This is a genomic window from Duganella sp. (assembly GCF_039595735.1).
Taxonomy (GTDB): Bacteria; Pseudomonadota; Gammaproteobacteria; order Burkholderiales; family Burkholderiaceae_D; genus Rugamonas.
Genome location: NZ_JBCNLB010000005.1, coordinates 96,575 through 119,836 on the forward strand (window position 1 = coordinate 96,575; position 23,262 = coordinate 119,836).

General features: G+C 64.1%; 23 protein-coding genes. 9 read left to right on the forward strand and 14 right to left on the reverse strand.

Annotated features, from left to right (window positions below; translation table 11 throughout):
- Positions 1 to 145: 145 nt before the first annotated feature.
- A complete protein-coding gene (locus ABDW57_RS11945) occupies positions 146 to 1,060 on the forward strand; it encodes a hypothetical protein (protein ID WP_343730420.1) in 915 nt (304 codons plus the stop codon).
- Here ABDW57_RS11945 and prmC read toward each other — a convergent pair.
- From prmC to ABDW57_RS11970, 5 genes are all read right to left on the reverse strand, one after another.
- Complete coding sequence (prmC, locus tag ABDW57_RS11950) at positions 1,050 to 1,865, reverse strand: peptide chain release factor N(5)-glutamine methyltransferase (protein WP_343730421.1); 816 nt, start codon at positions 1,863 to 1,865, stop codon at positions 1,050 to 1,052. The genes ABDW57_RS11945 and prmC overlap by 11 nt on opposite strands.
- Positions 1,862 to 2,332, reverse strand: a complete 471-nt coding sequence (locus tag ABDW57_RS11955; RefSeq protein ID WP_343730422.1) for a disulfide bond formation protein B — start codon at positions 2,330 to 2,332, stop codon at positions 1,862 to 1,864. Before ABDW57_RS11955 ends, prmC begins: the two co-directional genes overlap by 4 nt.
- 64 nt (positions 2,333 to 2,396) lie before the next feature.
- Positions 2,397 to 3,473 (reverse strand): peptide chain release factor 1, encoded by a 1,077-nt coding sequence (prfA, locus tag ABDW57_RS11960; protein ID WP_343730423.1) that lies wholly within the window; start codon positions 3,471 to 3,473, stop codon positions 2,397 to 2,399.
- A 68-nt stretch (positions 3,474 to 3,541) separates the two neighbouring features.
- Positions 3,542 to 4,816 carry a glutamyl-tRNA reductase gene (gene hemA / locus ABDW57_RS11965; protein WP_343730424.1) on the reverse strand — a complete coding sequence of 425 codons (1,275 nt, stop codon included), beginning with the start codon at positions 4,814 to 4,816 and terminating at the stop codon, positions 3,542 to 3,544.
- Positions 4,817 to 4,915: 99 nt separating this feature from the next.
- Positions 4,916 to 5,605, reverse strand: coding sequence for a response regulator transcription factor (locus ABDW57_RS11970; RefSeq protein WP_343730425.1), 690 nt, complete (start codon positions 5,603 to 5,605; stop codon positions 4,916 to 4,918).
- Positions 5,606 to 5,852: 247 nt separating this feature from the next.
- Between ABDW57_RS11970 and ABDW57_RS11975 the strand changes: the two genes are divergently transcribed.
- Positions 5,853 to 6,371, forward strand: coding sequence for a hypothetical protein (locus ABDW57_RS11975; RefSeq protein ID WP_343730426.1), 519 nt, complete (start codon positions 5,853 to 5,855; stop codon positions 6,369 to 6,371).
- Here the strand turns inward: ABDW57_RS11975 and minE are convergent.
- The 4 genes from minE to metE form a co-directional block, all read right to left on the reverse strand.
- Positions 6,368 to 6,619 (reverse strand): cell division topological specificity factor MinE, encoded by a 252-nt coding sequence (gene minE / locus ABDW57_RS11980; protein WP_154377244.1) that lies wholly within the window; start codon positions 6,617 to 6,619, stop codon positions 6,368 to 6,370. The two genes, ABDW57_RS11975 and minE, sit on opposite strands and share 4 nt — an antisense overlap.
- 2 nt (positions 6,620 to 6,621) lie before the next feature.
- Positions 6,622 to 7,437, reverse strand: a complete 816-nt coding sequence (gene minD / locus ABDW57_RS11985; RefSeq protein ID WP_343730427.1) for a septum site-determining protein MinD — start codon at positions 7,435 to 7,437, stop codon at positions 6,622 to 6,624.
- 26 nt (positions 7,438 to 7,463) lie between these two features.
- The gene (minC, locus tag ABDW57_RS11990) at positions 7,464 to 8,237 is read right to left on the reverse strand and encodes a septum site-determining protein MinC (protein ID WP_343730428.1); all 774 of its coding nucleotides are present in this window, start codon (positions 8,235 to 8,237) and stop codon (positions 7,464 to 7,466) included.
- Positions 8,238 to 8,351: 114 nt separating this feature from the next.
- Positions 8,352 to 10,679: a 5-methyltetrahydropteroyltriglutamate--homocysteine S-methyltransferase gene (gene metE / locus ABDW57_RS11995; RefSeq protein ID WP_343730429.1), complete on the reverse strand. Its 2,328-nt coding sequence runs from the start codon at positions 10,677 to 10,679 to the stop codon at positions 8,352 to 8,354.
- A 107-nt stretch (positions 10,680 to 10,786) separates the two neighbouring features.
- On the opposite strand from metE, the gene ABDW57_RS12000 reads away from it, so the two are divergent.
- The 6 genes from ABDW57_RS12000 (at position 10,787) to ABDW57_RS12025 (ending at position 15,971) form a co-directional block, all read left to right on the forward strand.
- Positions 10,787 to 11,695: a LysR family transcriptional regulator gene (locus ABDW57_RS12000; RefSeq protein ID WP_343730430.1), complete on the forward strand. Its 909-nt coding sequence runs from the start codon at positions 10,787 to 10,789 to the stop codon at positions 11,693 to 11,695.
- 249 nt (positions 11,696 to 11,944) lie between these two features.
- Positions 11,945 to 13,123, forward strand: coding sequence for an acetyl-CoA C-acetyltransferase (locus ABDW57_RS12005; protein WP_343730431.1), 1,179 nt, complete (start codon positions 11,945 to 11,947; stop codon positions 13,121 to 13,123).
- Between the two features lie 79 nt (positions 13,124 to 13,202).
- Positions 13,203 to 13,943: an acetoacetyl-CoA reductase gene (gene phbB / locus ABDW57_RS12010; RefSeq protein ID WP_343730432.1), complete on the forward strand. Its 741-nt coding sequence runs from the start codon at positions 13,203 to 13,205 to the stop codon at positions 13,941 to 13,943.
- A 91-nt stretch (positions 13,944 to 14,034) separates the two neighbouring features.
- A complete protein-coding gene (gene pip / locus ABDW57_RS12015) occupies positions 14,035 to 14,991 on the forward strand; it encodes a prolyl aminopeptidase (RefSeq protein ID WP_343730433.1) in 957 nt (318 codons plus the stop codon).
- Between the two features lie 66 nt (positions 14,992 to 15,057).
- Positions 15,058 to 15,498 (forward strand): DUF2721 domain-containing protein, encoded by a 441-nt coding sequence (locus ABDW57_RS12020; protein WP_161016167.1) that lies wholly within the window; start codon positions 15,058 to 15,060, stop codon positions 15,496 to 15,498.
- A 20-nt stretch (positions 15,499 to 15,518) separates the two neighbouring features.
- Positions 15,519 to 15,971 (forward strand): hypothetical protein, encoded by a 453-nt coding sequence (locus ABDW57_RS12025; RefSeq protein WP_343730434.1) that lies wholly within the window; start codon positions 15,519 to 15,521, stop codon positions 15,969 to 15,971.
- Here ABDW57_RS12025 and ABDW57_RS12030 read toward each other — a convergent pair.
- Positions 15,968 to 16,516, reverse strand: a complete 549-nt coding sequence (locus ABDW57_RS12030) for an SRPBCC family protein (RefSeq protein ID WP_343730435.1) — start codon at positions 16,514 to 16,516, stop codon at positions 15,968 to 15,970. The two genes, ABDW57_RS12025 and ABDW57_RS12030, sit on opposite strands and share 4 nt — an antisense overlap.
- Before the next feature lie 147 nt (positions 16,517 to 16,663).
- Between ABDW57_RS12030 and ABDW57_RS12035 the strand changes: the two genes are divergently transcribed.
- Positions 16,664 to 18,709, forward strand: coding sequence for an NADPH-dependent 2,4-dienoyl-CoA reductase (locus ABDW57_RS12035; RefSeq protein WP_343730436.1), 2,046 nt, complete (start codon positions 16,664 to 16,666; stop codon positions 18,707 to 18,709).
- On the opposite strand, the gene ABDW57_RS12040 is transcribed toward ABDW57_RS12035, so the two are convergent.
- From ABDW57_RS12040 to ABDW57_RS12055, 4 genes are all read right to left on the reverse strand, one after another.
- Positions 18,710 to 19,477 carry an ABC transporter substrate-binding protein gene (locus tag ABDW57_RS12040; protein ID WP_343730437.1) on the reverse strand — a complete coding sequence of 256 codons (768 nt, stop codon included), beginning with the start codon at positions 19,475 to 19,477 and terminating at the stop codon, positions 18,710 to 18,712. It lies immediately after the preceding gene.
- Positions 19,477 to 21,204, reverse strand: coding sequence for a YbaL family putative K(+) efflux transporter (gene ybaL / locus ABDW57_RS12045; protein ID WP_343730438.1), 1,728 nt, complete (start codon positions 21,202 to 21,204; stop codon positions 19,477 to 19,479). The genes ABDW57_RS12040 and ybaL overlap by 1 nt, the downstream gene beginning before the upstream one ends.
- Before the next feature lie 70 nt (positions 21,205 to 21,274).
- Positions 21,275 to 21,724, reverse strand: a complete 450-nt coding sequence (locus ABDW57_RS12050) for a carboxymuconolactone decarboxylase family protein (RefSeq protein ID WP_343730439.1) — start codon at positions 21,722 to 21,724, stop codon at positions 21,275 to 21,277.
- Positions 21,725 to 21,807: 83 nt separating this feature from the next.
- The gene (locus ABDW57_RS12055; protein WP_343730440.1) at positions 21,808 to 23,211 is read right to left on the reverse strand and encodes a PLP-dependent aminotransferase family protein; all 1,404 of its coding nucleotides are present in this window, start codon (positions 23,209 to 23,211) and stop codon (positions 21,808 to 21,810) included.
- Between the last annotated feature and the right edge of the window lie 51 nt (positions 23,212 to 23,262).

A 23,262-nucleotide genomic window follows, 5' to 3' on the forward strand; every position in this document is an offset into this window, starting at 1 on the left:
TTCTGGTGCAGCAAAAAATTATTGGTGCTGAGATTAACCGAAATTGGCCGAACTCGCCGGAAGGCGGCAAAAAGCGCATTTTAACAAATGCCGCACACGGCCCCGGTTGGTGCAATAATGGATCACATTCCTGAACGGGAGCGCTATGGAGCCGACCTCCGCCACCCAGATTCGCGCGCGCCTGCTGGCGGCGCTGAACCACGACCTGCGGGCGCCGCTGGCGCGCATTGCCACCAGCGCCAGGACCGGTTTTGCCGACTTGAACGCGCTGGAAGGCGAGGCGCAGCGGCAGCTGGAGTGGCTGTCCGACTTGCAAGAGTGTGCCCGCTTTGAGCTGCAGGCGCCGGAGCTGGCCGTGGCGCCGGCCTATCTGCATGCCCTGATGCGCCATGTGTCGCATGACCATGCCGAACTGCCGGCGCTGGCGCTGCTCGATGCGCGTCGCCTGTCACAGGTGATGGCGCGCATCCGCGAGCATGCGGGCGGGCAGTTGGCGCTGAAGGCGCGGCGCTTGCCGGGCGCGGTGGAGCTGACCTTCCAGGCCGGCCAGGCGGATGGCCCGTGGTGCGAGGTGACGGCGTCGCTGGCCGATGAGCGCATTCTGCCCGGCGTGATGGTGGCGGCGCACCTGGTGCGCGCCATGGGCGGCATCTTGCGGCAGAGCGGCGACAGCTTGCGTTTTACGATCCGCGCGCCGCTGGCGCAAGAGCAGGATGCCATGCCGCCGACGCCGTATTTCGACTGGCCGGAACCGTTTGGCGCCGGCCATGCCATTCTGCTGCTGGAACCGCACCAGCCGATGCAGGATTACCTGAGCGAGGTCCTGGAAAGCGCGGAGTTCGACGTGCAGTACGAGCCGGGCGACCGCGATCCGGCGCTGATCCTGTGTGCCGACGAAAGCGTGTGGGATATCTGGCCGCGCGAGGAAGCGCCGCCGGTGCTGCTGCATACCCTGCTGCCGCCGGCGCGGCCGCAGGATTTTGTCGAGGTGATGTACAAGCCGGCGCCGGCGCCCATGCTGTTGTCGGCCCTGCGCCGGCGGCTGGAAATCAGGCTGTGAGGCGACCGCCGCTCACGCGCTCGATATCGGCCAGGTCGCGCCAGCTTTGCACTTCCTGGTAGCCGGCTGCGGTCAGCAGTTCGCGCACCGCTGCTGCCTGGTCGTAGCCGTGTTCCATCAGCAGCCAGCCTTGCGGCTTGAGGTGCCGCGGCGCGCCGGCGATGATGGTGCGCAGCGCCGACAGGCCATCCGCATGGTCGGTCAGCGCGCCCACCGGTTCGTAGCGCAGATCGCCTTCCGACAAATGACGGTCGCCGCTGGCGATGTAGGGCGGATTGGAGGCGATGACGTCGAACGGCGCAGCGTCTTCCAGCGCCGCATACCAGTCGCTTTGCAGGAAGCTGATGCGGGCGCCATTGGTGGCGGCGTTGCGCTGTGCCACCGCCAGCGCTGCCGGGCTGACGTCAAGCGCGGTGACGTCGGCATCCTTGCGGGTGTGCGCCAGCGCGACGGCAATGGCGCCGCTGCCGGTGCCCATGTCCAGCACGCGGCCCTTGAACGGCAGGCGGTCCAGCGTCAGCTCCACCAGCAGTTCGGTGTCGGGGCGTGGAATCAGCACGGCATCGTTGACTTCAAACGGCAGGCCAAAGAATTCGCGCCGGCCGACGATGTAGGCGATCGGTTCGCCGGCCAGGCGGCGCTGCACCAGCGCGGCAAAGCGTTGCGCCTCGGCCGCCGTCAGCACGCGCTCCGACTGGGTGATGAGGGCGATGCGGTTCAGGCCCAGCGCGTGGCACAGCAGCACGCGGTTATCCAGCGCATCCAGCACGGACTGCCGCTGCAGGGATGCGATGGTGGCGCTCATTTGACGCGGCGGATCAGCAGCCAGCCCAGCGACAGCGTGAACAGGCCAAACCATAGGAACGACCACTGCGGAATCGACAGGCCGAACCACGGCGCCAGCGCGTCTTCGCACAGGCCGTCGGCCTTGAACAGGAAGGGCAGGTAAGTGGCGGTCGGGATCTTGTTGAGGAAGGTCTCCATCGGATCGATGCCGCACGACAGGCCCGGATGCGCCAGCACCCACAGGTGTTTGCCGGCGGTGCCGAGGCCGCCCAGGGCCGCCAGCAGGCCAACGCCGGCCAGCGCCTTCGGCTTGCTGCTGTAGGCGCCGATCAGCGCGAGCACGCCGATGGCGATGAACAGGTAGCGCTGGATCACGCACAGCGGGCAAGGCAGCATATCCAGCCCGTGCTGCAGATACAGGGCGACGCCGATCAGGCCAAAGGCGGCGATGGCGATGGAAAGCAGCAGGGAGCGGGTATGTATCATGGGATGTCCTCGGGTGAATCGGGGCATTCTCGCACAAAGTTGTTATTTCAGCCTTAGGGCCTTCTTAATCACCCAGCGCGGCCAGCAGCTCGGCCTGGTGCTCGGTGGTCAAGGCGTTGACCAGTTCATTCAGGTCGCCGTCCATGATGAAGTCCAGCTTGTACAAGGTCAGGTTGATGCGGTGGTCGGTCATGCGGCCCTGCGGGTAGTTATAAGTCCTGATCCGTTCACTGCGGTCGCCGGAACCGATCAGGCTCTTGCGGGTGGCCGCTTCCTTGGCCTGCTGCTCGCGCAGCTGCACGTCCTTGATGCGGGTCGCCAGCACCTTCATGGCCTGGGCCTTGTTCTTGTGCTGCGAGCGGTCGTCCTGGCACTCGACCACGATGCCGGTCGGCAGGTGGGTGATGCGGACCGCGGAATCGGTCTTGTTGATGTGCTGGCCGCCGGCGCCGGACGCGCGGAAGGTGTCGATGCGCAGCTCGGACGGGTTGATGTTGACGTCTTCCACCTCGTCCGCTTCCGGCATCACCGCCACCGTGCAGGCCGAGGTGTGGATGCGGCCCTGGGTTTCCGTGGCCGGCACGCGCTGCACGCGGTGGCCGCCGGATTCAAACTTGAGCCTGGAGTACACGCCATTGCCGACCAGGCGCACGATCACTTCGCGATAGCCGCCCAGGTCGGACGGCGATTCCGACACCATCTCCACCTGCCAGCGATTGCGTTCGGCAAAGCGGGTGTACATGCGCAGCAGGTCGCCGGCAAACAGGGCCGATTCGTCGCCGCCGGTGCCGGCGCGGATTTCGAGGAAGATGTTGCGCTCGTCGTTGGCGTCCTTCGGCAGCAGCATTTTCTGCAGCGCCAGATCCAGTTCGGCGGTGCGGGCCTTGGCCGCTTCGATTTCTTCCTGGGCGAATTCCTTCATGTCCGGATCGGCCAGCATTTCCTGCGCCGCGTCGATATCGCCCAGCGCATCCTGATAGGACTTGTAGACCGCCACCAGCGGGCCGATCTCGGCGTGCTCGCGGTTCATCTTGCGGTAGGCGTCCATATTGTCGGTGGCGCCTTCGGACATCAGCAATTCATCGAGTTCGACCAGGCGGTTTGCCAGTTGATCGAGCTTGGCCAGCATGGATGGTTTCATAGCGTGTTCTTAAAAATGGTAGGCCGCGCGGAGCGGCAGCGGAAGAGGGTAGAGCGGGGATGCTGCCGCTAACGGCGGCCGCGGAACATCTGTGGCAGCAGTTCCGCCAGCTGGGCGCGTTCCTCGCCCTGTGCACGGTGCAGCGCCTGCTGCGGGCCGTGCATGAATTTCGCGGTCAGCCCCTTGGACAGGGCTTCCAGCACGGCGTCGATATCTTCGCCCCTGGCCAGCATCTTGCGGGCGCGCTCCAGTTCCATCTGGCGCAGCGCTTCGCCGTTTTCCTGCAGGTGCTGGATGACCGGCACCACGGCGCGGTCGTCGATCCAGTGCATGAACGATTGCACCCGGGTTTCAATGATGGCCTCGGCCTGCGCCACGGCGGCCTGGCGGTTTTCAATGCCGGTCTGGACCACCTTGCCCAGATCGTCCACCGTGTACAGGAAGGCGTCGTTCAGGCGTGCCACTTCCGGCTCGATATCGCGCGGCACGGCCAGGTCGACCATGAACATCGGCTTGTGGCGGCGCGCCTTGATGGCGCGCTCCACCATGCCCAGGCCGATCAGCGGCAGCGAGGAGGCGGTGCAGGAAATCACGATGTCGTACTGGTGCAGCTTGTCCTGCAGATCGGCCAGGCGGATGGCGCGGCCGCCGAAGCGGTGCGCCAGCACTTCGCCGCGTTCCAGCGTGCGGTTGGCGATGGTGATGGTTTTCGGATTCTGCGCGGCGAAGTGGGTGGCGCACAATTCGATCATTTCGCCGGCGCCGATGAACAGCACGTTCTGCTCGGAGATCTTGTCGAAGATGCGCTGCGACAGCCGCACGGCGGCGGCCGCCATCGACACGCTGTGGGCGCCGATTTCGGTGGTGCTGCGCACTTCCTTGGCCACCGAGAACGAGCGCTGGAACAGCTGGTGCAGATAGGTGCCGAGGCCGCCCGCTTCATCGGCGGTGCGGATGGCGTCCTTGATCTGGCCGAGGATCTGGGTTTCGCCCAGCACCATCGAGTCCAGCCCGGAGGCGACGCGGAAGGTGTGGCGCACGGCGTCGTGCTGCGGCAGCATGTACAGGTGCGGGCGCAGTTCGGCGTAATTGAGCTGGTGGAAATCGGCCAGGAAATGGGCGCCGGCGTCGAGCGGGTCGGGCACGGTGCTGGCGGCGTACAACTCGGTGCGGTTGCAGGTCGAGAGGATGGCCGCTTCGTCGGAACCGCGGTGGTCGATGCGCTCAAACCACGAGCGCGCCGCCATCACCGCCTGCCCCAGCTGCTCAGGGGCGAACGCCAGCTGCTCGCGGAGCGAGACCGGTGCGGTGGTGTGGTTGAGGCCGACGGCAAGCAGCTGCATTTCGGGTCCAGGCGATGGATATGCGGACATTATACCGTGAGTGCCCCGGTGTTGCCGTATGGACTGCCTAAAGCGATAGCAGCATCAAGCCAGCGCCGCTCAGGCGCCGAGCTTTTCCAGGCGGTAGCCGTAGCTGTAGACCGGCACCAGGCGGAAGCCGTTTTCTGGCTTTAATTGCAACTTGTTGCGCACGCGCGAAACGTGGGTGTCCATGGTGCGCGACGGTACGGCGGTTTCGCGTATCCACACTGCCTCATGGATGTAGGCGCGCGACAGCGGACGGCCGATGTTGCGGAAAAATAACAGTGCCAGGTAGAACTCTTTGTGGGTTACATCCAGCACTATGCCATCCATCAGCAGGCGGCCGGGACGGGTTTCAAACACATATTGGCCAAATTGCAGCGATTCGGCGCCGTTTTGCGCCGGGTAGGCGCGGCGCAACAGCGCTTGCACGCGGGCCACCATTTCACTGCGGCGCAGCGGCTTGATCATGTAATCGTCGGCGCCGGCGGCCAGCCCGGCCACGATGTCGTCCTCGCCGGAGCTGGTGGTCAGGAACAGCACGGGCGCGTTTTCCGGCAGCTTTTCCTTGGCGCGGCGCATGACCTCGGCACCGCCCAGGTCGACCACCTGCCAGTCGAGGATCAGCATGTCGTAACTGTCCTTGCGCAGCTGCGCCAGCACGTCCTTGGCGGTCTGGAAGCTGTGGCATATATGGCCGGCCGAGGTGAGCACCTGGCAGATCAGATCGGCTTGACTGCGGTCGTTGTCGAGTACGGCAATTCTCATCCTGCTGCCTGCTGGAAAATGTTAAGGAGAAGTCACGCCAAATATAACAGAGATTTACAAATGAATTAACAAAACAGCCAATTTATTTTTTCTATGGACACTATAATTGGTTTTCTGGCAATGCTTGTTTTCCCCCGTGCGTGCCCGCACATTCAGCACATTCAATACACGGTACACTGGAAAAACCCTGAATTCAATGTAGAAGTTGAAAAATGGCAAGAACGCCCAGTGCGGGCCGGGAGAGCGCATGAGCAGCAAAAAAGACACAAATTGGACCCTGGTGCCGGGCTCGGAACGTGACATTGCCAGCGTGCGCGAACGCTGCCGCCAGCTGGTGCGGCGCCGCGCCATGGTGTCGGCCGGGGTGGCCGCGGTGCCGATACCGGGACTGGACGTGGTGTCGGACCTGCGCCTGTTTGCCGTGCTGATCGACGATATCAATCAGGAATTTGGTCTGTCCGAACAGCAAATCGAGCGTTTGCAGCCGAAATTCCGCCTGATTGCCTATGAAGCGGCGATCGGCGTTGGCGGCATGCTGGTGGGGAAGCTGGTGACGCGGGAAGTGGTGATGCAGGTGTTGCGCAAGACCGGTTTCAAGGCGGTGGCGCGCCAGGCCGGCAAGCTGGTGCCGCTGGCCGGTCAGCTGGCCTCGGCCGGCATCGGCTTTTTCGCCTTCCGCCAGATCGGTTACCAGCACGTGGACGCCTGCGCCAAGGTGGCGCAGGAATTACTGGCGGCCGGCGTGCACCGGCCCGCCGAGGCTTAAGCGTCCGGCAGCACCACGTTGACGTCGAGCACCTCCAGGTTGCCCTGGCGGTCCAGCGAGATCTTGATGTCGTCGGCGTTGACCTTGGTGTACTTGGAAATCACCTCGATCAGTTCCTTGTGCAGGGCCGGCAGGAAATCCGGGCCGGCGCGGCCGTTGCGCTCGCGCGCGATGATGATCTGCAGCCGTTCCTTGGCCGCGGTGGCGGTTTTCGGTTTCGGCGGAAACAGGAAAGAAAGCAGTGCCATGATTACTTGCTCCCAAAGATGCGCTGCAGCAGGCCCGGCTTTTCATAGGTGGTGAAGCGCAGCGGCATTTCCTTGCCCAGGAAGCGCGATACCACGTCTTCGTAAGCTTCCGCCACGTCGGTGCCCTTGAAGTGGATGGCCGGGTTGCCCTGGTTCGAAGCATGCAGCACCTGTTCCGATTCCGGAATGATGCCGATCAGGGGAATGCGCAGGATTTCCTGCACATCTTCATAGGACAGCATTTCGTCCGCTTCCACGCGCTTCGGCGAGTAGCGGGTGATCAGCAGGTGCTCCTTGACCGGTTCGCCGCCGGTCTGGGCGCGGCGCGACTTGGCCTGGATGATGCCGAGGATGCGGTCCGAATCGCGCACCGACGACACTTCCGGGTTGGTGACGATGATGGCTTCATCGGCAAAAGTCAGCGCCATCAGCGCGCCATGCTCGATGCCGGCCGGCGAGTCGCAGACGATGAACTCGAAGCCCATGTTGATCAGCTCGTGCAGCACTTCTTCCACGCCGTCTTCCGACAGCGCATCCTTGTCGCGCGTCTGGGACGCCGGCAGGATGAACAGGTTGTCGCAGTGCTTGTCCTTGATCAGCGCCTGGGTCAGGGTCGCTTCCTTGTTGATCACATTGATCAGGTCGTACACCACGCGGCGTTCGCAGCCCATGATCAGGTCCAGATTACGCAGGCCGACGTCGAAGTCGATGACGGCGGTCTTGTGACCGCGCATGGCCAGGCCGGTGGAGAAGCTGGCGCTGGACGTCGTTTTACCTACACCGCCCTTGCCGGACGTTACAACAATAATTCTTGCCACAAATAATCCTTTTCAGAGAGGTGTGCTTAAGCGCGGTTAGCAGTATTGACAGATAATATATCGATTCGGTCCCCGACCAGGCGAATTTGCGCCGGCGCGCGTGCATATTCGGTGGGGAAGCCATCTTCAAACGTGCGGTAGACGCCGGCGATGGAGACCAGCTCCGGCGCCATGTTCAGTGCAAAAATACGGGCCTGGGCATTGCCCGAGGCGCCGGCCAGGGCGCGGCCGTTGAGCGTGTTGTACACGTGGATGCTGCCGTCGGCAATGATTTCGGCGCCGTTGTTGACCACGGCGGTGACCACCAGGTCGCAGCCGCGCGCATAGATGCGCTGGCCGGCGCGCACCGGGGTGTCGATGATCATGACGTCGGTGCCGTTGCTGGCGGGCGCCGGCGGCTGGGCCTGGGCGGCAGCCACGGCCACCGGGGCCGGCGCCGGTTTCGGCGCCGGCGCCGCTTCCTCTTCGCGTGGTTTGGCGTTGGCCGGTTCCAGCGTCAGGCCGTGGGCGGCGATTTCTTCCGCCAGCTCGGGCGGCGCATTGCGCACGGCGACCGGTTTCAGGCGGTATTTTTTCAGCAGCGCGATCAGGCTGCCCCAGTCGATCTGGCCGCAGCCGGAGGGCAGGGCGGCAACGTCGATCACGGTCAGGTCATCTTCGAAGAAGTCGGCGGTGCCGCCGGTCATTTCGGCCAGCGCGGCGTCGAGAGCGATGCTGTCAGCCGTCGACAAGATGGCGGAAACGGCGACGACGGTGGAAATCTTGATTTCTATGGGCTTTTGAAACAGGCTCTTGGACATGGGCGACAGTATCAGTGGTTATCCTCGCGCGCATGCGCGGGCACCAGCATTCTACTGTGGAAAATGCGGAAAGGGGAGGCCCGCCACGCGTGCGGGCCTTTAAATATGCGGGTTTTAGTAGATGGCGCGCAGTTGGCGGGCGGCCGCCACCATGTTGCGCAAGGCGGTTTCCGTCTCCGCCCAGCCGCGCGTCTTCAGGCCGCAGTCCGGATTGACCCACAGGTTGGCCGGCGGGATCACGGCGCTGGCTTTCTGCAGCAGGCGCACCATGTCGTCCTGCGCCGGCACGCGCGGCGAGTGGATGTCGTACACGCCGGGGCCGATCTCGTTGGGGTAGCGGAACTGGCCGAAGCCGTTCAGCAGTTCCATGTCCGAGCGGCTGGTCTCGATGGTGATGACGTCGGCATCCATGGCGGCAATCTGCGGCAGGATGTCGTTGAACTCGGCGTAGCACATATGGGTGTGGATCTGGGTCTGGTCCGCCACCGCGCTGGCCGACACGCGGAACGCGCGCGTGGCCCAATCCAGGTAGTCATCCCAGCGGCTGCGGCGCAGCGGCAAGCCTTCGCGCACGGCCGGCTCGTCGATCTGGATGATGCCGATGCCGGCCTGCTCCAGATCGGCCACTTCGTCGCGGATGGCCAGCGCGATCTGCAGCGCGGTGCGCGCGCGCGGCTGGTCGTCGCGCACGAACGACCATTGCAGGATGGTGATGGGACCGGTCAGCATGCCTTTCATCGGCTTGCCGGTCAGGCTTTGCGCGTGTACGGTCCAGTCCACGGTCATGGCTTTCGGACGGCGGACGTCGCCGTAGATGATGGGCGGCTTGACGCAGCGCGAGCCGTAGGATTGCACCCAGCCCAGCTGCGTGAAGACGAAGCCCTCCAGCTGTTCGCCAAAGTATTCGACCATGTCGTTGCGCTCGGCCTCGCCGTGCACCAGCACATCCAGGCCCAGCGCTTCCTGCCGCTGCACGGCGTAGGCGATTTCGGCGCGCATCTGCGCTTCGTATTCGGTCAGGCTGAGGTCGCCGCGCTTGAAGCTGGCGCGGGCGCTGCGGATGGCCGGCGTCTGCGGAAAGGAACCGATGGTGGTGGTCGGGAAGTCCGGCAGCTGCAAGCGCGCGCGCTGCTGCGCCTGACGCTGGGCGAACGGCGAGCGGCGCTGGTCGGCGTCGGCGGGCAGGGTTTGCAGGCGCTCGCGCACGGCCGGCTGGTGCACGCGCGGGCTGGCGCGGCGGTCGGCGCTGGCGGCGCGGGACATGGCCAGCGCCGCGCTGGCGTCCCCGCCATGCAGCGCGCGCTTGAGGACGTGCAGCTCGTCCAGCTTTTCGGTGGCGAAGGCCAGCCACTGGCGGATGCCGCTGTCCAGCGCGGTTTCGGCAGCCAGCGTGAACGGCGTGTGCAGCAGCGAGCAGGAGGTCGACAGCCACAGTTTGCCGGCGCGCTTCTCCACAATCGGCGCCAGCACCGCCAGCGCGGCGTCGAGGTCGGTGCGCCAGACGTTGCGGCCGTCGACGATGCCGACCGACAGCACCTTGTGGACCGGCAGCCAGTCGGCAATGCTGGTCAGTTCATGCGGCGCGCGTACGCCGTCCACGTGCAGGCCGGCCACCGGCAGGCGGCATGCCAGGCTGAGGTTTTCTTCCAGCGACGAGAAGTAGGTTGCCAGCAGCAGCGGCACGCCGACCTGGTTCAGCTGCCAGTAGCTGTTTTCAAAGGCACTGCGCCAGGCGGGCGGCAGGTCGAGGCCGAGGATGGGCTCGTCAATCTGCACCCATGGCACGCCCATGGCTTTCAGGCGGTCCAGCACCTGGCTGTAGACCGGCAGCAATTGCTCCAGCAGGCTGAGGCGGTCAAAGTGGTCGGCGCCGCGCGCCTTGCCCAGCCACAGGAAAGTCAGCGGGCCGATCAGGGCGGCCTTGACCTTGTGGCCCAGTGCTTGCGCTTCCGTCACCTCGTCGAACAGGCGCTCGCAGGACAGGGTGAAGCTGGTGTCGGGCGTGAATTCCGGCACGAGGTAGTGGTAGTTGGTGTCGAACCACTTGGTCATTTCCAGCGCGGCGGCATCATCGCCGTGCGCGTGGGCGCAACCGCAGCCGGCGTCGTGCTGGCCGCTGCGGCCGCGCGCCATGGTGAAGTAGCGCTGCAGTTGCGACTGCGCCGCACTGAAGCCATAACGTGCCGGTTCGCAGCCCAGCAGCTGGATATGGTTGGCCACCTGATCGTAAAACGCGAAATCGCCCACCGTCACCAGATCCAGTCCGGCGTCGCGCTGCAAGGCCCAGTGACGGGCGCGCAGCGCGCTGCCGACCGCTTCCAGTCCCGCTTCGTCCAGCTCGCCGCGCCAGTTTTTTTCAAGCGCAAACTTCAGCTCGCGCGCCGCGCCGATGCGGGGGAAGCCGGGAATATGGGTGTGTATCGCTGTATGAGTGTTGGTCATGATGCCTGTCATCCGCATTTAATATTGGTGATATAAAGTGTGCGGCAAACCGGTCTATAATCAAAACGAAAGATTTTGCGGGTTCACATGAAAAATATTAATAGACCATGCTAGAGATACGCCACTTACGCACCCTGAGCGCGCTGCGCTCGGCCGGCAGTCTCGTGCGTGCTGCCCAACTGCTCAACCTGACGCAGTCCGCCCTGTCCCATCAGATCAAATTGCTGGAAGATCGCTACGGCGGGCCGCTGTTTGAACGCAAATCGGTGCCGATCGGCTTTACCGCCACCGGCGCCCGCCTGCTCAAGCTGGCCGACCTGCTGCTGCCCGAAATTGAAACCGCCGAGCGCGAAGTTGCCCGCCTGATGCAGGGAGATAGCGGGCAGTTGCGGGTGGCGCTGGAGTGCCACACCTGTTTCGACTGGCTGATGCCGGTGATGGACGAATTCCGCAAGCGCTGGCCGGAAGTGGAGATCGATCTGGTGTCGGGCTTCCACAGCGAACCGGCCGACCTGCTGCGCAGCGGCGAGGCGGACCTGGTGATCGGCTCGCCCTACGGCCCCGAGTTTGCCACCTTCCCCTTGTTCCGCTTTGAAATCCTGACCGTGATGGCGCAAAAGCACCGCCTGGCCGCTCAGCGCCGCCTGCAAGCGGCTGATTTTGAAGGCGAAACGCTGATCACCTACCCGGTGCCTGCAGAACGCATCGACCTCATCCGCGAGGTGCTGCGGCCGGCCGGGGTGCAGTTCCAGCGCCGCACGGCCGAGCTGACGGTGGCGGTGCTGCAATTGGTGGCCAGCCGCCGCGGGATTGCCGCCTTGCCGAACTGGGCAATCAAGAATTACGTCGATTACGACTATGTGATTGCCCGGCCGATCGGCGAGCAGGGCCTGTGGAGCGACCTGTTCGTGTCGGTCCCGGAGGCGCAGAAACAGCGGGCTTACGTGCTGGATTTCGTCAACGTGATACGCGAGCAATGCGCGGCCGCGCTGGATGGTATCAAATTATTATCGTGACAAATAATTACTATTTCTTCAAAATAGTGATGAAAGGGTTTGATGCGCATCAAGGTAAGCGCTGAAACCTGCGCATACGATTGGTGCCCGACGGTGGTGCGTCTGGCACGGATGCTGCTAAAAATCCTGGCGATTCCTCGCGGCGACGCACCATCGAAACCTGCTACACCCTGCGTGTGGACGGCGTATGATAAAAGTTCGCGTTGTTGCTCAACTTAGCCGGCTGCTGCCGGCGCATTGGAGAATCAAATGGATGATGTAGTTATCGTGGCCGCTGGCCGTACTGGTGTGGGTAAATTCGGCGGTAGCCTGGCAAAGACCCCTGCGTCCGAGCTGGGTGCACATGTGATCAAGGGCCTGGTGGCCAAAATCGGCCTCGACCCGAATCTGATCAGCGAAGCGATCCTCGGTCAGGTGCTGACCGCCGGCGTCGGCCAGAACCCGGCCCGTCAGGCCGTCATCAAGGCCGGCCTGCCCAACACCATTCCCGGCTTCACCATCAACCATGTCTGCGGCTCCGGCCTGAAAGCCACCCACCTGGCGGCACAAGCCATCAAGGCTGGCGATGCCCAGATCGTCATTGCCGGCGGCCAGGAAAACATGAGCGCCTCGCCCCACGTGATCCCCGGCTCGCGCGACGGTTTCCGCATGGGCGACTTCAAGGCCGTGGACAGCATGATCGTTGACGGCCTGTGGGACGTCTACAACCAGTACCACATGGGCACCACCGCTGAAAACGTCGCCAGGAAATATGAGATCTCGCGCGCCGAGCAGGACGAATTCGCCCTGCAATCGCAGCTGAAAGCGGAAGCCGCGCAAAAAGCCGGCAAGTTCAAGGATGAGATCCTGCCGCTGGAAATCGTGCAGAAGAAAGGCAGCATCGTCTTCGACAGCGACGAATACATCAAACCGGGTTCGACCCTGGAAGGCCTGGCCGGCCTGCGCCCGGCCTTCGCCAAGGACGGCACCGTCACCGCCGGCAATGCCTCGGGTCTGAACGACGGCGCTGCCGCCGTCATCATGACCTCGGCCACCAGGGCCAAGGAACTGGGCCTGCCGGTGCTGGCCAAAATCAAGGCCTACGCCTCGTCCGGCCTGGACCCGGCCTACATGGGCATGGGCCCGGTCTCGGCCACCAGGCTGTGCCTGAAAAAGGCCGGCTGGACCCCGGACGACCTGGACCTGCTGGAAATTAACGAAGCCTTCGCCGCGCAGGCGGTGGCGGTCAACAAGGAAATGGGCTGGGATACCAGCAAGATCAACGTCAACGGCGGCGCGATCGCCATCGGCCACCCGATCGGCGCCTCCGGCGCGCGCGTGCTGGTGACCCTGATCCACGAAATGATCCGCCGCGACGCGAAAAAAGGCCTGGCCTCGCTGTGCATCGGCGGCGGCATGGGCGTGGCGCTGGCAATCGAGCGTCCATAACTACAAGCAAGCTGTAAGCGGGCCGGCATGTGCCGGCCCGTGTTTTCCGATTTTTTGGTGTTTTTTCAAGGGGACGAAAATGGCAAGAGTTGCATTAGTAACCGGTGGCATGGGTGGTCTGGGCGAAGCGATTTGTTTCAAGCTGTCAGCGCTAGGCTATTGCGTCGTCACCACGTATTCCCCTGGCAATCCTAAAGTTGAGCAATGGCTGGCCACCACCCGTGACCAGGGCTACAACTTCCGCGCTTACCCCTGCGATGTGGCTGATTATGAGTCGGCCCAGGCGTGCATCGCCGCGATCGAAAAAGACATCGGTCCGGTGGATGTGCTGGTGAACAATGCCGGCATCACGCGCGACATGACCTTCAAGAAAATGGACAAGGTCAATTGGGACGCGGTCATCAAGACCAACCTGGATTCGGTCTTCAACCTGACCAAGCCGGTGTGCGACGGCATGGTTGAACGCGGCTGGGGCCGCATCATCAATATCTCGTCGGTCAACGGCCAGAAAGGCGCGTTCGGCCAGACCAACTATTCGGCCGCCAAGGCCGGCATGCACGGCTTCACCAAGGCGCTGGCGCTGGAAGTGGCGCGCAAGGGCGTCACCGTCAACACCATCTCGCCGGGCTACATCGGCACCAAGATGGTGATGGAGATCCCGCAGGACGTGCTGGACACCAAGATCATCCCGCAAATTCCGATGGCCCGCCTGGGCAAGCCGGAAGAAGTGGCCGGTCTGGTGGCCTATCTGTCCTCGGATGAGGCCGCGTTTGTGACCGGCGCCAACATCGCCATCAACGGCGGCCAGCACATGTCCTAAGCGGCGGCATCGTTACGACACAGGGGCCGGGTTCGTTCGCGATCCCGGCTTTTTTTTCGTACAATCTGCTATCGATGCTCAAAGGATAGCCATGCTTGACCCCAGTTCCGCCTTGTTCCCGCCCATCACGCCCAGCCGTTCCGGCATGCTGGCGGTGGATGACCTGCACACCATTTACTGGGAAGAAGTGGGCAATCCCGACGGCATCCCGGTGATCTTTTTGCATGGCGGCCCCGGCGCCGGCCTGTCGCCGCAGCACCGCCGCTTTTTCGATCCGGAACAGTACCGCGTGATCCTGTTCGACCAGCGCGGCGCCGGCAAGTCGCTGCCGCTGGGCGAGTGCCGCAACAACACCACCCAGCTGCTGATCGCCGATATCGAGCGCCTGCGCGTGCTGTTCAACATCGAGCAATGGCTGGTGTTTGGCGGCTCCTGGGGCTCGACGCTGGCACTGGCCTACGGCGAAGCGCATCCGCAACGCTGCCTCGGCTTTGTGTTGCGCGGCATCTTTTTGTGCACCCAAACCGAGATCGACTGGTTCCTCGACGGTGCGCAATGGTTCCACCCGGAAGTGCACGCCGAATTCATCGCACCGATCCCCGAGGAGGAACGCGGCAACCTGCTGCAGGCGTATGTGAAGCGCATCATGAGCGATGACCCGGCGGTGCACCTGCCGGCGGTGCGCGCCTGGAGCCGCTTCGAAGGCCGCCGCGTGTTCCTGCTGCCGCAGGCCGAAGATCCGCCGTCGGACGCGCTCGACCTGGGCGTCGGCCGCCTGGAGTCGCACTACATGGCCAACCTCGGCTTCTTCAGCGACGACCAGCTGGTGCGCAACGTCGGCCGCATCGCCCACCTGCCGGCAGTGATTGTGCAAGGCCGTTACGACGTGATCTGTCCGCCGGTGTCGGCATGGCGCTTGCATCAGGCGTGGCCGGGATCGGTGCTGAACATGATCCCGGATGCCGGCCACGGCGCCATGGAAACAGGCATCGCGCGGGCGCTGGTGGCGGCCACCGAGCAGTTCAAGCGCACCCGCGGCTTTGCCTGAAAAACGGCCCGGGGAGACGCGGGCTGCTACACTGTGAACTAATCGATAAGAATAACCATGGCCATCATGAACATCCAGACCGGCGATATCGGTCACATCATCCAGCTGGCGATTGCGCCAGTGTTCCTGCTGTCGGGCGTGTGCACCAACCTGATCGTGCTGACCAACCGGCTGGCGCGCATCATCGACCGCTCGCGCGTGCTGGAAGACCGGTTGGACGTCGCCTACAGCGATCCCTACCTGAATGAACTCGACGTGCTGTACCGCCGTTCGCATCTGATCAATATGTCGATCGCGCTGTCGACCGCCTGCGGCCTGTTCGTGTGCGTGATCGTGGCCATGCTGTTCCTTGGCGACATCACCAACCTGGGGCTGGACAAGTATATTGCCGGCACCTTCGTGGTGTCGGTGCTGTGCCTGGTCGGCAGCTTTATTTCGCTGCTGCGCGAAATCTTCATTGCGTCGGCGTGGATGCGGTCACAGCGCCATGTCCGACGCAAGCGTTAAACCTTTTATGTGAGAACATCATGCACGACTATCAACGCCCGCCCACCCTGTACCGCTACGGCGTGCGCGAAGACCTGGAACTGGCGCTGCGCCAGGGCCAGTTCATCCTGCGGCCGGCATCCAATTGCCTGACGCTGAGCTTTTCCCAAGCCTGGGATCCCAAGCTGTTCGAGCTGTTCTCGGCCGATGCCTGCCTGATCATCCACAACACCGAGGAATTCGGCGAGCGCGTGCACCGCGCGGTGCAGCGCACCTTGCCGAGCTGGGCCGGCATCGATGGCGCGGTGGAATACGGCACCCGCGCGGCGCTGGGTCAGGCCTTCACCAAGACCGTGGCCGAAGCGCAGGAACAGGAGTGGCAGTTTGCGTGGCGCGCCATGCAGGCGCAGTTGAGCCTGAATCCGGTGCTGATCAAGATTGGCAATCTGGAAAACTTCGCCGAGCTGCGCTCCAAGGATGCGTATCTGGCTTAAGGCTGCGGAATAGCTTCCACTTTCGGCGCGTCCTTGCGGTCCAGGCGCGCCAGCACGGCGCTCATCATGCGTTCGATATCGCTGCGTATCATCTTCGAGCCGAGCAGGCCGGGGACGTAGAAGTTCGGCATCATGCGCCCCCTGTAAATCACCTTGGTGCCGCCGGTTTCCGGCACCGGCACCAGTTCCCAGTGCGATTCATAATGCTTCATGTCGCCCGAGATCAGCGAGATGTCGATCGAGGACATCGGCTGCTCGGTCGCGCGCACGATCAGGTGGATGGTGCGGGTCATGAACAGGAAGCGGGCCACGCCGAATTGCTCGATGATGACTTCATTGCCATTGCGGGACAGCACCTTGCACGACTCCATGTCCGGCACGAATTCCGCCATGCGTTCATAGCCGGTGAGGATGCGCCATACCTTCGGCAGTGGCGCCGCCACCGTGCCGGTGGCGTCCACTTCATACATATGTTGTCCCTCGTGATCAACGCGGTTGACCGACACCTCCAGCTTGGGCAATTCAAGCTTAGGTGCTTGCGCCATCCCCATTTGCGCTGTCACACCTAACAACAAAAACAGAAGGAATCGCATCATTTGACCAGCGTACGGTAAAGGGTGGCAGAATACAAGAGCGGCACGCACGGACTTTAGAAGCCCATATCTAGAGAATTGGGATTTAATGCGGGCATTATGAAAACGATAAACTACCCACACCTGCTGGCCCCACTCGACCTGGGACACACCACGCTGCGCAATCGCGTCGTCATGGGGTCGATGCATACCGGCCTTGAAGACCGCTTCTACAACTACGGCAAACTGGCCGCATTCTATCGTGAACGCGCGCGCGGAGGCGTGGGTTTGATCGTCACCGGCGGCATTTCTCCTAACAGGTCGGGCTGGCTGCTACCCTTTGGAGGTACGCTCAACTTCAAGGGCGATGTGGCCAACCACCGGCGCGTGACCCGGGCGGTGCACGAGGAGAGCGGCAAGATACTGATGCAAATTTTGCATGCTGGCCGTTATGGCTATCAGCCGTTCGTGGTGTCGGCCTCGGACAAGAAGTCGCCGATCTCGCCGTTCAAGCCGCGTGCCCTGAGCGAGGCGGGCATCGAGCAGACCATCCGCGATTACGCCCGCTGCGCCAGGCTGGCGCGCGAGGCCGGCTACGATGGCGTGGAGGTGATGGGCAGCGAAGGCTATCTGCTGAATCAATTCCTGTGCGCGCGCACCAATCTGCGCACCGACCGCTGGGGCGGCAGCATCGAGAACCGCATGCGTTTGTCGGTGGAGATTGTGAAACGCATCCGCGCGGAAGTGGGCAATGATTTCATCATCATGTACCGCCACTCCTTGCTGGATCTGGTGGAAGGCGGCAACACCTGGGACGATGTGGTGACCGTGGCCAGGGCCTTGCAGCAGGCCGGCGTGTCGATCCTGAATACCGGCTATGGCTGGCATGAGGCGCGCGTGCCGACCATCGTCACCTCGGTGCCGCGCGGCGCTTTCGCTTCGCTGGCGGGCCGCCTGCGGCTGGAGGTGACGATACCGGTGGTGGCGTCCAACCGCATCAACATGCCGGCGGAAGCGGAAGGCATCCTGCAGCGCGGCGAGGCGGACATGATTTCGATGGCGCGTCCCTTCCTGGCCGATGCGCATTTCGTGGTGAAAGCGGCCGAGGGCCGCGTCGATGAAATCAATACCTGCATCGGCTGCAACCAGGCCTGCCTCGATCATACTTTCTCGAACAAGCGCGCCAGCTGCCTGGTGAATCCGCGCGCCTGCCACGAGACGGAACTGGTGTACGCGCCGGCCGCGCGCAAGCGCCGCGTGGCGGTGGTGGGGGCGGGTCCGGCCGGCTTGTCGGCTGCCACGGTGGCGGCGGAATGCGGGCATGATGTGACCTTGTTCGACGCCTCCGACAGCATCGGCGGCCAGTTCAAGATCGCCATGCAGGTGCCGGGCAAGGAAGAATTCGCGGAGACCATCCGCTACTTCGGCCGCAAGATCGAACTGACCGGCGTGAAGCTGCAATTGAATATGCGCGTGACGCGCGAGCAGCTGCTGGCCGGCGGCTACGACGATGTGATCGTCGCCACCGGCATCAAGGTGCGCAAGCCGCCGATCGAGGGCATCGATCATCCGAAGGTGCTGTCGTATGTGGACGTCCTGCGCGACAAGAAGCCGGTCGGCAAGCGCGTGGCGATTATCGGCGCGGGCGGCATCGGCTTCGACATGGGCGAGTATCTGCTGCACGATCCGAAGCACCCGCTGCCGCTGGCGCTGGACGTCTGGGCCAAAGAGTGGGGCGTCAGCTTCAAGGGCGACACCGCTGGCGGCCTGGCGCCGGCGGCGAATCCGGAGCCGGTGCGCCAGCTGTACCTCCTGCAGCGCAAGGCCTCGCGCCTGGGCGCGGGGCTGGGCAAGACCTCGGGCTGGGTGCACCGTGCGGTATTGGCGCGCAATGGCGTGGTGATGATCGCCGGCGTGCAGTATGACCGCATCGACGATCAGGGCTTGCACATCACCGTGGGCGGCGAACAGCGTTTGCTGTCGGTCGATAACGTGGTGATCTGCGCGGGGCAGGACAGCCTGGCCGAGTTGATGCCGAGTGAAGAGGAAGCGAAAGCCAACACCAGGTGGCCGCGCTTTCACAAAATCGGCGGCGCCGCGCTGGCGGCAGAACTGGACGCCAAGCGCGCCATCAAGGAAGGCGCGGAGCTGGCCTCGCGCCTGTAATCAGCAGCCGGAGACGTTGGCGACGCTGTCGACCGCTTTCTGCATGCTGCCGTTCTTCTTCAGATGCGTGATGGCGTTGTTCAGCACCGGCAGCAGCCTGGTCATCTGCGGGCTTTTCGGCACCGCGATCAGCAGCGGCTCGAAGCCCACCGACTTCTCCGCCACCACCCAGTGATCGCCGGGGAAGCGGCAATTCAGGCTGGCGCCCAGTTGCGCGGCGTTGCGGAAGCTGTCGAGCAGCACCGCGTCCACGCGGTGGGTGCTGAGCATCTTCAGGCGGTTCTCGGTGGAGGCGGCGTCCTGCTCGATCTTGAACAGCTTTTCGCGCCGCGCCTCGAACTCCGGGCCGTACTTGCCGCCGACGCCAATCGAGATCACCTTGTCACGCAAGTCCTCCCATTGATGGAACACCAGCGGCGACTGTGCGGAAGACACCAGCCACTGATTGGCGTCGTACACCGGCTTGGTAAACCGGAAGACGCGCAGTCGTTCCGGCGTGCTGGCGGCGCCGTACAGCAGGCCCTCCCCTTGTTCCGCCATCACCTGGGCACGGCGCCATGGGTAGGCGCGTATCACCAGATTCAATCCTGTGTCCGCGGCCAGCAGATTGACGACGGCGGAGATGATGGGCGGCGTCGGCAGCTGATTACCGCGCGCGTCGATCGATTCTGCGATCAGTACCGGAATTTCCTCAGTCTTGTCGGCTGCGTGCGCAGAAGCCGACAGCAGTACAGCAAGCGCCCACGGGGCGAAAACACGTTTCATCATCAGTGCGCGTGACCTTTGTCCGATTTGTTCAAGCTATCCAATACATAAGCGGTCATCCCCTTGGCCAGTTCCTGCTCGCCCATGAAGATTTCCCCGGCGCGCTCGTTGCGCAGCAGGTCTGCTTCTTCATCGCTGTGGGTACGGACCACGGTCTTGATATTGGGGTTGAGCGCGCGCGCGGTCTCGATCATGCTGCGCACATGGAAGGTATCCGGCGTGGCGATCACCAGCATCGACGCGTGCGCGATGTGGGCCTGGATCAGCACCGCCGGCTCGCCGGCATTGCCGGCCACCGCGTTCACGCCGTCCTTGCGCAGCTGATCGACCACTTCACGATTCTGCTCCGCCACCACAAAGGCGATGCCGCGCTCCTTGAGCGCGGCGGCAATGCGCCGGCCCACACGGCCGTAACCAACCAGCACCACCTGGCCGCGCAGATGCTCGTGCGGCACCGACATCGGCAGCTCGGCCAGCGGGTCGGCCGGGCGGTCGAATTTCGCCGCCAGCGCGGCGTTGTTGCTGAGCCAGCGCTCCAGCGGCCTGGTCACGCGGAATACCACCGGATTCAAGGCGATGGAAATGATGGCGCCTGCCAGGATCAGGCTTTGTCCTTCCACCGGCATCAGCTTGAGCGACAGGCCCAGTGCCGCAAGGATGAAGGAGAACTCGCCGATCTGCGCCAGGCTGGCGGAGACCATCAACGCGGTCTTGGCCGGATAACGCAGCACCAGCACCAGCAGGAAGGCGGCCACCGATTTGCCGACCACAATGATCGCCACCACCGCCAGCAGCTTGAGTGGCTGCTCGATCAGGATCGACGGCTCGAACAGCATGCCGACCGAAACAAAGAACAGCACCGCAAACGCATCGCGCAGCGGCAGCGACTCCTCGGCGGCGCGGTGCGCCAGCGCCGATTCACGCAGCACCATGCCGGCAAAGAAGGAGCCCAGCGCGAACGACACGCCGAAGTAGTGGGTCGATGCGTAGGCGATGCCGACGGCAGCGGCAATCACGCACAGTGTGAACAGCTCGCGCGAATTGGTGCGCGCCACTTGCCACAAAATCCAGGGGAACAGTTTGCGGCCCACCACCAGCATCAGCACGATGAAGGCGGTGACCTGGCCGAGCGTGACGGCCAGCGTGGTCCACAGATCGCCGCTGCCGCCGCCATGGCCGCCGTGGGCGTCGATGGCCTCGCCGCCGAGCGAGCCGGCCAGCGCCGGCAGCAGCACCAGCACCAGCACGGTGACCAGATCCTCCACCACCAGCCAGCCGACCGCGATGCGGCCGTTGAAGCTATCCAGGATGCCGCGCTCCTCCAGGGCGCGCAGCAGCACCACGGTACTGGCCACGGACAGCGCCAGGCCGAATACCAGACCGCCGCCGATGCTCCAGCCCCAGTAATGCGCGAGGCCCATGCCCAGCGCCGTGGCGACGGTGATCTGCAGCACCGCGCCGGGCAGCGCCACCTTGCGCACCGCCCACAGGTCGTCGAGCGAGAAGTGCAGGCCGACGCCGAACATCATCAGCATCACGCCGATTTCGGCCAGCTGGCCGGCCAGGGCGGTATCCGCCACAAAGCCCGGCGTGGCCGGGCCGATGATAATGCCCGCAGCCAGATAGCCCACCAGCGCCGGCAGTCTCAGGCGCGTTGCAAGATAACCGAACAGGAGACCAGCTCCCAGAGCGGCGGCGATAGTGGTGATCAGGCTGATGTTATGGGGCATGCGTGCGGGGCTCCTTGGCAAAAAAACTACGGGAAACCCTCACCTTAGCACACTCCCCAGGCAAACTGGCTTAAAGCGCCAGAGCGGCCGGCTGCATGCGCATGCTGACGCCGAAGCGGTTGAAGGCGTTCATCAGGGCGACGGCGATGGTGACGTCGGCCAGTTCCTGTTCGCTCAGCACCGACAAGGCCCGCTGGTAGTCGGCGTCCGGCACCTTGGTCTGTTCGACGCGGGTGACCACTTCCGCCCATGCCAGCGCGGCGCGTTCCTTTGCGCTGAACAGGGCTTCGGCTTCGTCCCACACCGGCACCAGTGCCACCTTGTCAATCTTGACCCCATGCTTGAGCAGGTCGCGGGTGTGCATGTCGATGCAGAAGGCGCAGCCGTTGATTTGCGAGACGCGCAGGTTGACCAGATCCAGCAACTCGGCCGGCAGGGCCGACGACACGTACTCTTTGGCCGCGATCAGGCCTTTGTAGGCTGCCGGTGCGAATTTGAAGATTTCCAGACGCTTGCTCATGATGACTTCCTCCAGTGATTAACGATGGAGTCATTCTGCGCTTGCATGGCCTAGCGTGAAAGTGCCAAGAATAGCATTTTCGACTAGGCCATGAGTTTGAGGATGCGCCTGCCCAGCTCCCGCGCCCGTTCCGGCGTGTCGACATTGGTGAAGGCCAGCAGCAGCGCCGATGCGCCATGCGGCAGCACGCCGCGTTCGGACAGCGCCAGCGCCGACATGCCATGCTCGCGCATGCGCGCCGCCACCGCGCGGTCGGTGTGATAGCCCTTCATGCGCAGGATCAGGTGCATGCCGCCCGGTTGCGGATCGATCTGCACGTGCTTGCCCAGCACCGCCGACAAGCCTTCGGCAGCGATCTCGCGCCGCTCCGCATACAGGCGGCGCATGCGCTGGATGTGGCGGGCGAAGTGACCTTCGTTCATGAAGTCGGCCACGATGTGCTGCATCAGCGCCGGCCCGCCGGCGGCGAAGGTGCGGCTGATTTCCTCGAAGCGCGGCACCTGCGCCGACGGCACCACCAGATAGGCCAGCCGTATCGCCGGGAACAGCACTTTGCTGAAGGTGCCGGAGTACAGCACGCGGCCTTCGCGGTCCAGGCTTTGCAGCGCGGGCAGCGGACGGCTGACGTAGCGGTATTCGCCGTCGTAATCGTCTTCCACGATCCAGGCGCCGGCGCGCGCCGCCCAGTCCAGCAAGGCCAGCCGGCGCGGCAGCGAGAGCGACACGCACAGCGGGCTTTGGTGGCCGGGCGTGACGATCGCCGCGCGCGCGTTAGGCGCGGTAGCGATGCCGTGCGAGACCATCAGGCCCTCGCCATCCACCGACACCGGCACCACCCGCATGCCGGCTTCGCGCAGCAGGTCGCTGGTGGGCGGATAGCCGGGATCTTCCACCCACACGCCGTCGCCCGGCTGCAGCAGGGCGCGCGTGAACAGCTCCATGCTGTTGCGGTAGCCGTTGGTGATGAACACCTGCGACGGCGTGCAATCAATGCCGCGCGACAGCTGCAGGTAAGCCGCGATCGCGATGCGCAGCTCGGGCAGCCCGGCCCATGGCGGATAGATCATGTCCTGCGGCTGCATGGCGCGCACCGCGCGCGCCGCCAGCCGCGCCCACACCTTGCGCGGGAAGGCGTCCAGCGCCGGTATGCCCATCTGGAACGGCCTGGTGGAGGAAGCGGCGTCGCCAAGATTGTCATGCGCCGGCAGGGCACGGGGCGCCGGCGCCACCGGTGCGTGACGCGCCAGCGCCGGCGTGACCACCGTGCCGGCCTGGCCGCGCGCCTCCACATAGCCTTCCGCTGCCAGCAGCCCATAGGCCGATTCCACCGTGCCGCGCGCCAGGCCCAGTTCCAGCGCCAGGGCGCGCGCGGCGGGAATGCGGTCGCCCGGCTGCAGCAGGCCTTGCGCGATGGCGTCGCGCAGGCGCAGGTAGATTTGTCGATAGAGCGGTTCGGCGGCGCTGGTATCCAGCTGGAGAAAATCCATGGCCTACTCCAGAAGTTAATTTATGGCTCTGGGGATTATGCCATTGATGGC